Genomic DNA, 14,296 nt, shown 5'->3' on the forward strand with positions numbered 1-14,296 from the left:
TGGCTCTTCCTCACTACCCACCGTTCCGGATTTAGCAACGCTGATAGCTGCGGGACTGTGTCAGGGCCAGCGCCGACGCGCTGGCCCTCATAGGTGTCAGAATCGTTCCGGCTTACGCATGTGCGTCATCAGGCGCCTTGGGCAGATATGGCCGGATCAGGTTCAGGAACCCTTCCACATAGGTCAGCAAGACCGGCACCACGATCAACGTCAGCAGCGAGGATGAGATAAGCCCGCCGATCACCGCGTGGGCCATGGGTGCGTTTTGCGACGTGCCGCCGTGCATGTTGATAGCCAGCGGCACCATGCCGAAAATCATCGCCAATGTGGTCATGACAATCGGCCTGAAGCGGGTCACGCCAGCTTCCAGCAGCGCTTGGCGCAGGTCCATGCCTGCGGCGCGTTGATGGTTGGCGTTATCGACCAGAAGGATCGCGTTCTTCACCACCAAACCCATCAGCATGATAAACCCGATGGCCGAGAACATGTTCAGGGTCGATCCGCCGATCATCAGCCCCAACATCACCCCGACAAGCGCAAGCGGCAGCGAAGACATGATCGCAAGCGGCTGCAGGAAGCTGCCGAACTGTGAGGCCAGAACCAGATAGATGAAGACAATCGCCAATGCCAGCGCGACCAAGGCCGAGATACCGGACTCGATAATGCTTTCAGCATCGCCGCCCATCGAGTAGCTGTAGCCCGGCGGCAATTCGACCGCTGCCATCGCTGCCTGGAGGCCCGATTGCGCGCTGCGGATATCGGCCCCGTCCAGCCCGGCGGTGATGCTGACCGACCGCTGGCGATCCTCGCGGGTGATCTCACCGGCACTTTCGGATTGTTCGACCGTCGCAATCTGATCAAGCCGCACCACGCCACCGCCATCCGGCAAACCGACTATCGGCAAGCTGGCAAGCTTTGCTGCGTCATCGCGCAGATCCTGCGGCAAGCGCACGACGACATCATAGTTGCTGCCGTCCGGGGCGGTCCATTCCGAGACATCCTCGCCCGCGATCATCGGGGACAGGGCGCTGCCGACCTGTGTCAGGCGGACGCCCAGATCGGATGCCGCTTCGCGATTGACGCGCACGCCCAGCATCGGTTGGGGATCATCCAGAGATGTGCGAATATCCACAAGTCCCGGAACCTTCGACAGTTCATCGGCCAAAGTGGCAGACAGCCGTTTCAGCGTGTCCAGATCGCTGCCGCGCATCTTCAGCTCGACCGGCGTTGCCACACCGCTGCCGAAGGAATCCCCCGCACCGACGCGAAACTTTGCGCCCGGAATTTCCTCCAGCGCGACCCGGATCGGGCCGCTAAGCTCGGTCGGGCTGCGATGACGTTCCGCGGGGGGCGTCAGCCGTGCCGTGATCGTTGCCTGATTCTTGCCGCTGGTCGCGCCGGAACCGACCGTGGCGTAAGTCCCGATCACTTCCGGGAACCGCCGCAGGATCGTATCGACCTGCCCGATCTTCGTCTCTGTCCGTGCCATCGAGGTGCCAATGGGAAGCTCGATTTCCACCTGAACTTCGGAATTGTCCGACGCAGGCGCAAATTCCGCGCCGACCAGCGGAAACAGCATCAGCCCGCCCACAAAGGCCGCCGTCGCAATCGCAAGGGTCGCCTTGCGCCAGCTAAGCGCCCATTCCAGCAGACGGCGGTATGACCGGATCAGTCGCTCGAACCAGCGATCAAAAGCCATGACCGCGCGACCGATCGGGCCGCGCTTGGCGTTCAGGTCCGAGGCCGGATCATACCAGACCGCCGACATCATTGGGTCCAGGGTGAACGACACGAACATCGAGATCAGCACGGCGACCGAAACCGTCACCCCGAATTGCAGGAAGAAGCGGCCGATGATGCCGTCCATGAAGGCCACCGGCAAAAACACCGCGACGATTGACAGCGTTGTAGCCAGCACCGCCAGCCCGATTTCGTTGGTGCCGTCCAAAGCCGCCTGTTCGTGGCTTTTGCCCATATGCAGATGCCGCATGATGTTTTCGCGGACGACGATGGCATCGTCGATCAGGATGCCGATGGAAAGCGACAGCGCCATCATCGTCATCATGTTCAGCGTGAAGCCCATGAAATAGATCGCGGCCATCGTTCCGATGATCGAGATCGGCAGCGTAAGCCCGGTGATCACGGTCGAGCGCCACGAGTTCAGAAACAGAAAGACGATGACGGTCGCCAGAATGGCGCCCTCGATCAACATGCTCTGAACGGCGGAGAAGCTTTCTTCCACCGAGGTCGAGTTGTCGCGGATGACCGAGATATTGATGCCGTCATAGAACGGATCGGCGCGCATCTTCTCGATATCGGCGCGGACGGCTTTCGCCACGCCGACCGTATTGGCGCCTTGGGTCTTCAGCACGTCAATGGTGATCGCGGGACGGCCATCGATCATCGCAAGGCTTTCACGCTCGGCAAGATCGGTGCCGACGAAGGCCAGATCGCCAAGCCGCACTGGAAATCCGCCGCGCTGGCCAACGATGATATCTTCGAACCCCTGAAGGTCGGGGATGCGACCCTCGACCTGAACCGATTTGGTGCTGGTGCCTTCGGTCACATCACCTGCGGGCAGATCGGTGTTTTCGTTGCGCAGGATCGAGGTGATGTCCGCCGCGCCGATGCCAAGCGCGGTTTGCCGGTCCGGGTCCAGCAGGATCTGCACTTCGTTCGGCAAACCACCGACCACGGATGCTTCACCCACGCCGGGAATGTTGGCGATCCGGGTCGATAGCTCATCCTCGGCCAGCTTGGTCAGCGTGGCTGTGCCCAGCCGGTCCGACGACAGCCCGATGGACAGAATAGGCATGCCCGTCGGGTCAAACCGCAGGATGCGCGGATCATCGGCATTGTCGGGCAAGGTGCCTTGGATCTGCGAGATACGGTCGCGGACATCCTGCGCGGCGGTGGCGCTGTCCACCTCTAGCTCGAACATGATCAGCACCATCGAGGCACCGGATTGTGCGGTCGAGGTGATGCTGTCGATCCCGGCAAGGGTCGCGACACTGTCTTCTATGGGCTTGATGATATCGTTCTCGACCGCCTCGGGCGTGGCGCCGGGATAGGAGGTGACCACGGCCACGACCGGAAAATCGACATCCGGCAGTTCGTCGATGGCCAGCCGGGAATAAGAGAACAGACCGATGACGACGATGGCAATCATCATCATCGTCGCAAAGACGGGCTGACGAACGGCGATGCGGGTCAGGATCATTGTGCTGCCCCGATCCGGTTCACGCGCGTCCCGTCTTGCAACCGTTCCATTGCTTGCGAGACAATAATGTCGCCTGCGTCAAGGCCCGACGCGATTTCCGAGGTTCGCCCACGATTCCAGGTCCGCGCAATCTCGACCTCTTGCCTGACGACCCGGTCATCCTCGACGCGCAGAACGTAGGTTTTGTCGCCATCCTCACGAATGGCCGTGGTCGGGATGCCGATCCCGTCCTGCGTTTCTTCAAGCACCAGCTCGCCCGCCGCGAACATGCCGCCTTTCAGCAGATCGTTGGTATTGGCAATCGTCGCATAGACCGGCAACACCCGCGTTCCGGCAACTGCAACAGGCGCGACGCGGTTGATCGTGCCCTCAAACCTGCGACCCGGAATGCCGTCCACCCGGATCGAGACCTGTTGCCCGACCCGCAGGCGCGGGGCGTAATTCACCGGGATGCCGCCTTCCAGGATCAGCTCTGAAATATCCACCAATTGCAGAAGCTCGGTTCCGGGGCTTGCGAAGGCTCCGGCATTGACCGACCTTTTGCTGATCACGCCATCGAATGGCGCGGTGATCCTGGCCTTCGACAGATCGTCTTCGGCCGATGCCACCTGCTTCATCAGGGCCGCATAATTCGCCTCTAACTGCGCGACATTGGCGGCCTCTGTCTCAAGCGAAGACGAACTGGTGACGCCGCGCCCGACCAGATCCGTGGTCCGCCGCAACTGCGCGCGCGCTAGATCAAGCTGCGCCAGCGTCGCCTGCGCGGTGGATTGCTGTTGCTCAAGCTGGTTTCGCAATGCTTCCACATCAATCGTCACCAACCCTTCACCCGCCTTGACCGCCTGGCCCTCGCGCAGGCTGACATCTTCGATCCGCCCGGATACTTCGGCCGCAATGGTCAGTTCTCGGCCCGGAACGAGTGAGCCGGTAAGCTGGACCGTATCGCGCAACGCAGCCCGGCGAACCTCATGAAGCTCTGACGGAAGCAACTGCATGACCACTTCTGTTGGCGCAGCGGGTGCAGGAGCTTCATCGCTTTCTGGTGGCGATGGCAGAAACAGGGACACCGCTATGATCACAACCCCGGGAACGATCAGCCAGATCAACCAGCGACGCCGCCGCGTCGTCCCAGCTTTGGCGGCCCCGGTTTCAGGCTTTTCGCCTTGATCAAAATTCGACATCGACCACTGTCCTGTGATGGTTAGATGATGTGTATAGTCTCGAACATTAACTAATGTCACTATATGACATAAAAAAGATCCTAAAGTGTCGTTTACTGACTACTTTATCCTTCCAGCTCAGCTGATCGGGATACGCTTTTGCCGATCATCAGCGGTTCGGAGCATGATTTCCATTGAGAATTGACCCATCTTGCCCGTCCTTAACGCGGCGAGCCGACGGAGCGGTGGTTGTTCTGTCCCGCGGCCGCTGGTCACATCGCCCTTGCGACGGTGTCCAGCTTGAGGATGCCGTCGCCAAAGGGTGGTGTGGCAGGCCGATTCGACAGTAGTCGCAACGAAAATATGATTATCTATAAATTTCATATAGATAAGAAGATTTCGCGACGGCCCTCTGATGCAATCGTTCTTCTCAACCCATGCCTGCATGAAATTTTACATGCGTTGCTGCGCTGCAAAAGAACGGGCTGTTTCATTTACGATTAAATCTACAGTGATATGGTAGAGATTAAAGCGGATCAGGCTCCAACGACGAAGATCCGAGCTTTCAATAGCCGAAGGTGGTCGCGTGAAAATGTGTTGTCATGACAAGCCGGAACTGACCGCCGCGCCGTGATCGCACGGCCATCTGACACGCTGTCGAAGACCCAGGAGACCCCATGAACATCGCTGTCAGACCGCCACCCGACGGATCGGGCGTATCGACCGCCATTGCCGAAAGCATCGCCGATTTCGTCTCGCTGCGGCATGAACTGCACCGCAAGCCCGAACTGGCTTTTGCCGAACGGGCGACGACGGCGAAGATTATCGACCTGCTGCAAGGCTGGGGTTATCGCGTCGCGCAACTGACCCGGACCGGGGTGATCGCGACGCTGGAGAACGGGCCGGGGCCGGTGCTTGGTCTGCGCGCGGATATCGACGCGCTGCCGATTGCCGAAGCCACCGGGCTTTCCTATGCCAGCGCGGTTCCCGGCGTCATGCATGCTTGTGGGCATGACGGGCATACGGTGATCCTGCTGGCCGCCGCGCGCTATCTGGCACGAAGCCGGAATTTCCAAGGGACGCTGCGGCTGATCTTTCAGCCCGCCGAGGAAATCGGGGCAGGGGCCCGCGCGTTGATCGAGGCGGGGCTCTTCGACCGCTTCCCCGTCGATGCGATTTTCGGGCTACACAACTGGCCGGGGGTCGAGGCGGGGCGGTTAGGCTTTGTCGAAGGTCCGGCCATGGCCGCCGTGGACAAGATCGGCGCGCGCTTTGTCGGCAAGGGCGGGCACGGGGCCGAGCCGCATCTGGCGGTCGATCCGGTCGTGGCATCGGCCCATGCCATCACCGCGCTGCAATCGGTGGTCTCGCGCAATGTCGATCCGTTGCAGATGGCGGTGGTCACCGTCGGCTCGATCCATGGCGGGCAGGCGTCGAATGTCATTCCGGGTGAGGTTGATCTGCAACTGACCTTGCGCAGCTATGCCCCTGAAGTGCGCGAGCTGCTGAAAAAGCGCATCCCGGCGCTGTTCGATCAGGTCGCGAAAAGCTTCGGGGCCGAGGTTCGTGTCGATCTGCATCACGGCTTTCCAAGTGTCGTCAATTCCAGCGCCGAAACCCGGCTGATCCGACAGATTGCCGAGGACAGCCTTGGCACCGACGCCGTGATCGCCGATTTCGCGCCGCGCACCGCGTCCGAGGATTTCGCCTACTATCTGCACCATCGGCCCGGCAGCTTCATCTTTGTCGGCAATGGCGACAGCGCCCCGCTGCACAGCCCGGAATACCGCTTCAACGACGACATCATCGCCCCTGCCGCGACCCTTTGGGCGTCCTTGGCCGAGCGTTTTCTGAACGGAGACACCCATGAGTGACCATTTCGTCGTGACCTCTCCTCTGGACCCGCGGGCCGCGCCACTGGTCGAGGATCTGATCCGCGAATACGATCAGCGTTACGGCACGCTGTTCAGCACCGGCGGCGCGCGGGAAGAGGTGTTTCGTTATCCGCCCGACTATTTCGCCGCGCCGAACGGGACGTTCCTGCTGCTGATCCGCGATGGTGAGACCATCGGTGGCGGGGCCTTCATGCGCTATGACGACGATACCGCCGAATTCAAACGCATCTGGACGCGCGCCGATCTGCGGCGACAGGGGTTGGCGCAGCGGATCGTGACCGAGCTTGAGGCGCAGGCGGTAGCGCTTGGCTATACCCGCGTCTATCTGACCACCGGCTTCCGCCAGCCCGAGGCGAAGGGGCTTTATCTGGGCCTCGGCTATCGCCCGCTGTTTGATCCCGATCTGCCGCCCGAGCTTTATGCGACACTACCTTTTGAAAAGCATATCGGCGCGCTGGCGGGGAGACCGGGCAGCACGCCGCTGAAACAACCGGCGGAAAATTTCGAGGCGGCGGCCAAGGCCGCAGTTGCCGCGAAGGTTGCCAAGAATGAACAGGTCGCCCGGCAAAGCGGCGAGATCAGGGCAGGAGCGGCATCATGAGCGCAACCGATATTCATACGGGGGCCGTCCCGCCACGCCGCGATCTGGGCGAGCTTCGGGTCATCCCCGTCAGGCATCGGGCGCGGACCATCGGCACCGCCTTTGCCGCCGTCCTGTTGATCGCGATCCTGTATTCGGTGCTGGGCAATCCCCGGTGGGGCTGGCCGGTCTTCGCCGAATGGTTCCTGTCCGAGCCGGTCCTGACCGGCCTTGGCCGCACCCTGTTGTTGACCGCGCTTGGTGCGTTCTTCGGTTTTACCCTCGGCACGGTGCTGGCGCTGGCGCGGGTGTCGTCTTCGCCGCTGCTGGCCGCGCTGGCATGGGGGTTCATCTGGCTGTTTCGGTCGATCCCGCTGATCGTGTTGCTACTGATTCTGAACAATCTGGGCTATCTTTATCAGACCGTCTCGCTGGGCGTGCCCTTCACCGAGATCAGCTTCTTCAGCTACAATACCACACAACTGATGACGCCGTTTCTGGCGGCGGTTCTGGGGCTGACGCTGAACCTTGGTGCCTTCTCGGCCGAGGTGATCCGGGGTGGTATCCTGTCGGTCGATCAGGGCCAGCACGAGGCGGCAGCGGCGCTCGGTCTGCCGAAAGGCCATCAGGCGCGACGGATCGTGCTGCCGCAGGCGATGCGGTCGATCGTGCCGACGGCTTTCAACGAGATCATCGGTTTGGCCAAGGGCACATCGATGGTCTATGTGCTGGCCCTGCCCGAGTTGTTCTATACCGTGCAGATCATCTATCGCCGGAACCTCGAGGTGATCCCGCTGCTGATGGTCGCGACGGTCTGGTATCTGATCATCCTCTCGGTCTTGTCGATCATTCAGTATCATATCGAACGGCATTACGCCCGCGGCGCCCTGCGCACGCTGCCCCCGAATGCCTTCCGCGTCTTCTTCGCTCGGCTTGGGCTGGTCAGCCTTTATTCGCCCGCCCGGCCCGTCTCTGTCGCGGCTGAGACGCCTGCGCCGGTGATCCGCGCCCGCAGCCATGGCTCTGACTGGGCCAACAGCCTGCCGGGCGGCGGTACGGTCGAAATTCGCGGCGTGACCAAGGCTTATGGCGATCTGGTCGTGCTGGAAGATGTGGATCTGGTGATCCCCTCGGGCTCGGTCACGGCGATCATCGGGCCGTCGGGGTCGGGCAAATCGACCCTGCTCCGCTCGATCAACCATCTTGAGCGGGTGGACCGGGGCTATATCGCCATCGACCGCGAGTTGATCGGCTATCGCCGCGAAGGGGACACGCTTTACGAGCTGAAAGAGCGTGAGGTGCTGGAACGGCGCACCGATGTCGGAATGGTGTTCCAGAACTTCAATCTGTTCCCGCATCTGACCGTGCTGCAGAATATCACCGAGGCGCCGATCAAGGTGCGCGGCCTGTCGCGCGGCGATGCCGAGCGGCTGGCGCTGGATCTGTTGGCGCGGGTCGGTCTGGCCGACAAGGCGTATGCCTATCCCCGGCAATTGTCGGGCGGGCAACAGCAGCGCGTGGCGATTGCCCGCACGCTGGCGCTGAAACCCAAAGTGCTGCTGTTCGACGAGCCGACATCGGCGCTTGACCCCGAACTGGTCGGCGAGGTGCTGGATGTGATCAAGGAACTGGCGCAATCCGGCATCACGCTGATCATCGTCACCCACGAGATCGGCTTCGCCCGCGAGGTCGCCGATCGTATCGTCTTCATGGAACAGGGCCGCGTCGTCGAGACCGGCAGCCCGGAGCAGGTCTTGAACGACCCGCAGCACCGACGGACTGCCGATTTCATCGCGAAGGTTCTGTAAATGTCAGGGCGCGCGGGTTCCTCCTCTCCCTGACGCGCGCGTCCTGACTGATTTTTCCTCCACCGACCGCCTTGCCTTCTGCCGTGATCTTTCGGGCAGCGGTCTTCCTCATGCCGTCAACAGAAAGCCTCCATCATGTCCTTCATCACCCGAACCCACAGCCTGTTTCTGGCCGCTGCGCTTGGCGCGTTGTTGCCGCTTGGCGCGCAGGCCGCCGACGAGATCGATCTGAGCCCCGAACAGCCGAACCGCGTCCGCGCCGAGCCGGTGCAGGCGGCCATCGATCTGCTGCCCGCAGATTACCCATGGGTCACGCCGGGCAAGCTGACCATCGCCTCGGTCCCGAACCGGCTGCCCTTCGCGGTCTATGCGACGGATACCAAGACCCCTGTCGGCAACGAGCCCGACATCGCCCAACTGATCGCCGATTCCCTTGGGCTGGAGCTTGAACTGGTCCCGGTCGCCTGGGCCGATTGGCCGCTGGGCGTGACCTCGGGCAAATACGAGGCTGCGATCCACAACATCACCGTCACCGAAGAACGCAAGGAGAAATTCGATTTCTCCAGCTACCGCAACGACCTGCTGGGCTTCTACGTAGCCACTGACAGCGACATCACCGCCATCACCAAGCGCGAGGACATCGCCGGGCTGAATGGTGCGGTCTCGTCCGGGACCAATCAGGAAGAGATCCTGTTGCGCTGGATCGAAGAGAACAAGGCCGAGGGGCTTGCGGATACGCAGGTTTCCTATTTCGACGATGAGGTGGTGCAGGATCTGGCGCTGGAATCGGGGCGGATCGATTTCTATCTGGGGCCGAACGCGACATCGGCGTTCAAGGCGGCAAAGGACGGCAAGATCCGCGTTGTCGGAACGCTGCCGGGTGGCTTCCCCGATACCGCTGAAATCGCTGTTGCGACCCGCAAGGATGCCGGTCTGGCCGAGGCGATCACCGCCGCGCTGAATGCGCAGATCGAGAATGGCAATTACGCCAAGGTGCTGGCGCAGTGGGGTCTGACGGATGAGGCCTTGTCACAGTCGCAGACCAACCCGCCGGGCCTTGCGAGTAAGTAAGCCACGCGCCCGGTCCGCATCATCGCGGGCCGGGCTTTTCGACACGCACGACAGGAACAGCCCCCATGAACATGCTCATGAACAGCATCATCCGCCGCATCGCCGTGGCTTTGACGGCCTCGCTGATATCGGTTGCGCCCGGCCTTGCGCAGGACGGCCCCTTCGATCTGAGCCCCGAACAGCCGGGGCGCGAGCATGTCGGCCCGAACCCGCAGGCCATCGAGGCGCTGCCCAAGGATTTCCCCTTCGTCACCCCCGGCAAGCTGACTGTCGGCGCGAACCCGTCCTCGCCGCCTTTGAACGCCTATGCCACCGACACCCAGACCATCGTTGGCGCTGATCCCGATATCGCCATTCTGATCGCCGAAAGTCTGGGGCTGGAGCTTGAGATCGTCCCGGTCGCTTGGGCCGATTGGCCGCTGGCGCTGCAATCGGGCAAGATCGATGCGGTGCTGTCGAATGTCGGCGTGACCGAGGAGCGCAAGGAGAAGTTCGACTTCGCCACTTATCGGCAGGGCCTACACGGATTTTTCGTGCATCAGGACAGCCCGGTCCAGTCGATCGCCGAGCCGAAGGATATCGCCGGTCTGAAGATCGTCGTCGGCATCGGCACCAATCAAGAGCGGATTCTGAACAAGTGGAACGACCTCAATGTCGAGGCCGGGTTGGAGCCGGCGGAGTTGATTTACTACGACGACGAGGGGACGAAATTGCTGGCGCTACGCTCGGGGCGGGTGGATGTGATGGTGCAGCCTCATGCGCAACTGGTCTTCATCGCCGAACGCGACGGCGATTTCCGCAAGGTCGGCACATTGTCCGCAGGTTGGCCCGAACGTTCGGACGTGGCCGCGACCTTTCGCAAGGATTCCGGTCTGGCCCAGCCGGTCGCCATCGCCATCAACGGGCTGATCGCCGATGGCGTCTATGGACGCACGCTGCAACGCTGGCATGTGCAGGATGAGGCGCTGGACGAGTCTCTGGTCAACCCGCCGGGCCTGCCGAAGTTCTGAGATGGGTATTTCGCATTTCGCCATCCTGATCCCCGGCAATTTCGCCGGGGAGGATCCGTTTCCGGGTTTGGAAGCAACGCTGCAACTGTTCGAGCTGGCCGAGGATTTGGGCTTCGATTCCGCATGGGTCCGGCAGCGGCATCTGGAACGGGGCGTGTCTTCGGCTGCGACCTTTCTGGCGGCGGCGACACAGCGGACGCGCCGGATCGGACTTGGCAGCGCGGTGATCCAGCTTGGCTATGAAAACCCGTTCCGTCTGGCCGAGGATCTGGCGACGGTCGATGTGTTGTCGCGCGGGCGGCTGAATGTCGGCGTCAGTGCCGGGCCAGCGCCTTTCGCGCATCTGTTGCAGGGGTATCTGCCCGAATGGCCCAAGGGTGAGGGTCGCTATGCCGTGGCCGAGAAGCTGGCGCGGGCCTTGCAGAGCGAGCCGTTATCGGGCGAGGCCGAGGCCGGGAATGCGGCGGGCGATCAGATCCCGCGGCTGCATCCGCATGCGGTCGGGCTGACCGGGCGGCTGTGGTATGGGGCGGGCTCTTCGGCATCGGCAGAGTGGACGGGGCGGAATGGCTGGAACATGCTGACCGGGAACGTGATCACGTCCGAGGGGAGCGTGAATTTCCTTGAAACGCAGGCGCGGCTGATCGCGACATATCGCGCAAGCTATGCGGGGCAGGGTGCTGCGTCGGTCGGACTGGGCCGGGTGCTTCTGCCGACCGATAGCGCGACGGATGTGCAGCGCGAGAAATATGCGTGCTTTGCGGAGGCGAGACAGGCGCGGACATTGCAGCCTAACGGGCCTAGGAAGATGATGTTCCTGCCGGATATCGTCGGGACCACGGATGAGATCGTGGCGGCTTTGGCCGATGATCCTGTGCTGCCGCTGGTCGATCATCTGCGGCTGGAATTGCCCTATGAGTTCGAGCTGGAGGACTACCAGCAGATCTTGCGGGATTTCAGCGGGGTTTTTGAAAAGCTTCGCCAGTGCGGCTGAATGTGAAGCGCCCGCCCGGAATCAAGGTGCCTGAAAGGCACCGCCGGGCAGTGTCCAGCCGCCCCACCGGCTGGGCACTTTGTCACCGTTCCGCGCCACAGTTATGTTTGACGGGGTGGCACGATAAAGCATTCAGAACGACTGTCGCAGTGCCCATCCGGCGGACGGGCACTGCCCTCTGCTCTGATATTTACCCCGCCTTGGCCACAATCCCCGCAGCCTGCGCGTATCGGCTTTCCTTCCTCGGCAGGCCCAGATGATCGCGCAAGGTCTCGCCCGGCAGATCGCGGCTATATCTTCCGCGCGCCTCAAGCTCGGGGATGACCAGACGGATGAAATCTTCCAGCCCCTCGGCCGAGACCGCAAAGCCCAGAATGAACCCGTCCGACGCGCCTGCATCGATCCATTCGATCAGCCTTTCGGCCACTTCCGCCCCAGTTCCGATGAAATTAGGGCGGGGCGTCGCCGCGGCAAGGGCAACCTCGCGCAAGGACAGGTTCCCGGCGGCGGCATCGGCCTTGATCCGGTCGGTGGTCGAACGGAAGCTGTTCCGCCCGATCTCGCCCAGATCGGGGAAGGGCGCGTCCAGATCGTATTGCGAGAAATCGTGGTGGTCGAAATAGCGGCCCAGATAGGCCAGCGCTTCCTCGATGCTCAAAAGGTTGCGGATGCGGTCATATTTCGCCTCGGCCTCTTCGCGGGTCTCGGCGACGATCGGGCTGATGCCGGGGAAAATCTTCACATCGTCGCGGCGGCGACAATGGGCGACGGCAGCATCCTTGACGCGGTTGGTAAAGGCGCGGGTTTCCTCGAGCGAGGGGGAATGGGTGAAGACCGCATCCGCATATTTGCCCGCCAGCCCGATCCCGGCATCCGAAGACCCCGCCTGAAAGATCACCGGCTGCCCCTGTTTCGAGCGTGGTGAGTTCAGCGGCCCGGCCACCTCAAAGAAGCGGCCCTTATGGTTCAGCGCGTGCAGCTTGGCAGGGTCGAAGAATTGGCCGGTCTCGCGGTCGCGGATCACCGCATCGTCGTCCCAACTGTCCCACAACCCTTGTGTCACCTGCAGATATTCGTCAGCGATTTCATATCGCAAGGCATGGTCCGGGTGGTCGCGCGAATAGTTCAGCGCGGACCCTTCCAGCGGCGTGGTAACCACATTCCAGCCCGCCCGCCCGCCTGAGATCAGGTCCAGCGAGGCCAACTGACGCGCGACGGTGAACGGATCGGAGTAGGAGGTCGAGATGGTCCCGGCCAGCCCGATCTTGTCGGTCGCCACGGCCAGCGCCGACAGGATCGTCAGCGGCTCGAACCTGTTCAGGAAATGCGGGATCGACTTTTCGTTGATGTAAAGCCCGTCGGCCACGAAGGCAAAGGCCACACCCGCCTGTTCCGCCTTCCGCGCCTGCGAGATGTAGAAATCCAGATTGACGCTGGCATCGGCAGGCCCGCCCGGATGTTTCCACGAATTCATGTGGCCGCCCGCGCCGTGCAGCATGATGCCGAATGAGATGGGTTTCGCAGTCATGTCGATCCTTTCCGGTCAGGCCGCAGCCCGACGCGCCCCAAGGGCAAGCAGTTCGATGGATTTCAGCCGCGCCGAACGATCTGCGACAGGCTGGTCGATGATGAAGTCGTTGACGCGCAGATCGGCCTGAAGCGCCTCGATCTGCTGATGCACATCCTCGGCGGTGCCGGCGATGGCGGTGGGCTTGCGGATCTCGATCCGGTAATCCTCGCTGCCGTCATATTGGCGGGCATATTCATGCGCCGCATCCTCGGAGCCAAGATTGACGGCGTGGCCATCGGAAAAGACCGGACGCACGACGCGCAATTCGCCCAGCCGGTCCTGCGCCTCGGCCCGGCTGGGCGCGGCAAAGGCGGCGATGGCAAGGGTCGGACGCTTGCCGGTCAGTGTCTCATAGGCATCAAGAGCGGCCAGCGTATTCGCACGGTCGCCATCTTGATGGCCCGCATGAACGAAGTTCCAGCCCAGCCGCGCCGCCTGCACCGCGCTATCCACGCTGCCGCCCAGAAGGAAGCGGTCGGGCAGCACCGCCGGGCGCGGGAAGATGTCGGCGTCGCGATAGGGTCCGGCAAGCCATGCGTCGAGTTCCTCAAGCTTCCGCACCAGATCGCGGGCCGATCCTTCCGCCAGTTCCGACTGGATCGCCCGCGTCGCATAGGGCAGCCCGCCCGGCGACTTGCCCACGCCAAGCTCGACCCGGCCCGGTGCCAGCGTGGCGAGGACCGAGAACAGCTCGGCCACCTTGTAGGGCGCGTAATGTTGCAACAGCACGCCGCCGCTGCCGACGCGGATATGCCGGGTTCGGGCAAGAATATGCGAGACCAGAATCTCGGGCGCGGCGCTGGCAAGGCTGGGGGTGCCGTGATGTTCGGCGACCCAGAAGCGGTGATAGCCCAGATCGTCGGCCAGCCGCGCCGCGTCCAGGGTCGTCGTCAGCGCCTCGGCCCCGGTCGCGCCTTCGGGGATATGGGATTTATCAAGAAGACCAAGTTGATAGGTCATTCGCCGCTCCTTTTCTGGCAGCTTTCTC

10 protein-coding genes are annotated in these 14,296 nt (G+C 62.4%); 6 read left to right on the plus strand and 4 right to left on the minus strand.

Annotation, left to right across the window (positions count from 1 at the left end; genetic code table 11):
- Positions 1–112: 112 nt before the first annotated feature.
- Positions 113–3,220, minus strand: coding sequence for an efflux RND transporter permease subunit (locus tag JJJ17_RS12425; protein ID WP_200686921.1), 3,108 nt, complete (start codon positions 3,218–3,220; stop codon positions 113–115).
- Complete coding sequence (locus JJJ17_RS12430) at positions 3,217–4,215, minus strand: efflux RND transporter periplasmic adaptor subunit (RefSeq protein ID WP_234464073.1); 999 nt, start codon at positions 4,213–4,215, stop codon at positions 3,217–3,219. The genes JJJ17_RS12425 and JJJ17_RS12430 overlap by 4 nt, the downstream gene beginning before the upstream one ends.
- 842 nt (positions 4,216–5,057) lie before the next feature.
- Between JJJ17_RS12430 and JJJ17_RS12435 the strand changes: the two genes are divergently transcribed.
- The 6 genes from JJJ17_RS12435 to JJJ17_RS12460 all read left to right on the plus strand — a co-directional run bounded on the left by JJJ17_RS12435 (position 5,058) and on the right by JJJ17_RS12460 (position 11,738).
- Positions 5,058–6,254 carry a M20 aminoacylase family protein gene (locus JJJ17_RS12435; protein ID WP_200686925.1) on the plus strand — a complete coding sequence of 399 codons (1,197 nt, stop codon included), beginning with the start codon at positions 5,058–5,060 and terminating at the stop codon, positions 6,252–6,254.
- Positions 6,247–6,876, plus strand: coding sequence for a GNAT family N-acetyltransferase (locus JJJ17_RS12440; protein ID WP_200686927.1), 630 nt, complete (start codon positions 6,247–6,249; stop codon positions 6,874–6,876). The genes JJJ17_RS12435 and JJJ17_RS12440 overlap by 8 nt, the downstream gene beginning before the upstream one ends.
- Positions 6,873–8,663, plus strand: a complete 1,791-nt coding sequence (locus JJJ17_RS20725; protein ID WP_200686929.1) for an amino acid ABC transporter permease/ATP-binding protein — start codon at positions 6,873–6,875, stop codon at positions 8,661–8,663. The genes JJJ17_RS12440 and JJJ17_RS20725 overlap by 4 nt, the downstream gene beginning before the upstream one ends.
- 135 nt (positions 8,664–8,798) lie before the next feature.
- Positions 8,799–9,734, plus strand: coding sequence for an ABC transporter substrate-binding protein (locus JJJ17_RS12450; protein WP_200686931.1), 936 nt, complete (start codon positions 8,799–8,801; stop codon positions 9,732–9,734).
- Between the two features lie 65 nt (positions 9,735–9,799).
- A complete protein-coding gene (locus JJJ17_RS12455) occupies positions 9,800–10,744 on the plus strand; it encodes an ABC transporter substrate-binding protein (RefSeq protein ID WP_234464074.1) in 945 nt (314 codons plus the stop codon).
- A 1-nt stretch (position 10,745) separates the two neighbouring features.
- On the plus strand, positions 10,746–11,738 hold the full coding sequence (locus JJJ17_RS12460; RefSeq protein ID WP_200686933.1) for an LLM class flavin-dependent oxidoreductase: 993 nt from the start codon (positions 10,746–10,748) through the stop codon (positions 11,736–11,738).
- 190 nt (positions 11,739–11,928) lie between these two features.
- Here the strand turns inward: JJJ17_RS12460 and JJJ17_RS12465 are convergent, their stop codons facing one another.
- Positions 11,929–13,266, minus strand: coding sequence for an LLM class flavin-dependent oxidoreductase (locus tag JJJ17_RS12465; protein WP_200686935.1), 1,338 nt, complete (start codon positions 13,264–13,266; stop codon positions 11,929–11,931).
- A gap of 15 nt (positions 13,267–13,281) precedes the next feature.
- Positions 13,282–14,268 (minus strand): MsnO8 family LLM class oxidoreductase, encoded by a 987-nt coding sequence (locus JJJ17_RS12470; RefSeq protein ID WP_200686937.1) that lies wholly within the window; start codon positions 14,266–14,268, stop codon positions 13,282–13,284.
- Positions 14,269–14,296 lie beyond the last annotated feature (28 nt).

The sequence above is a fragment of the Paracoccus caeni genome (assembly GCF_016629665.1).
In the GTDB taxonomy this organism is placed as follows: domain Bacteria; phylum Pseudomonadota; class Alphaproteobacteria; order Rhodobacterales; family Rhodobacteraceae; genus Paracoccus; species Paracoccus caeni.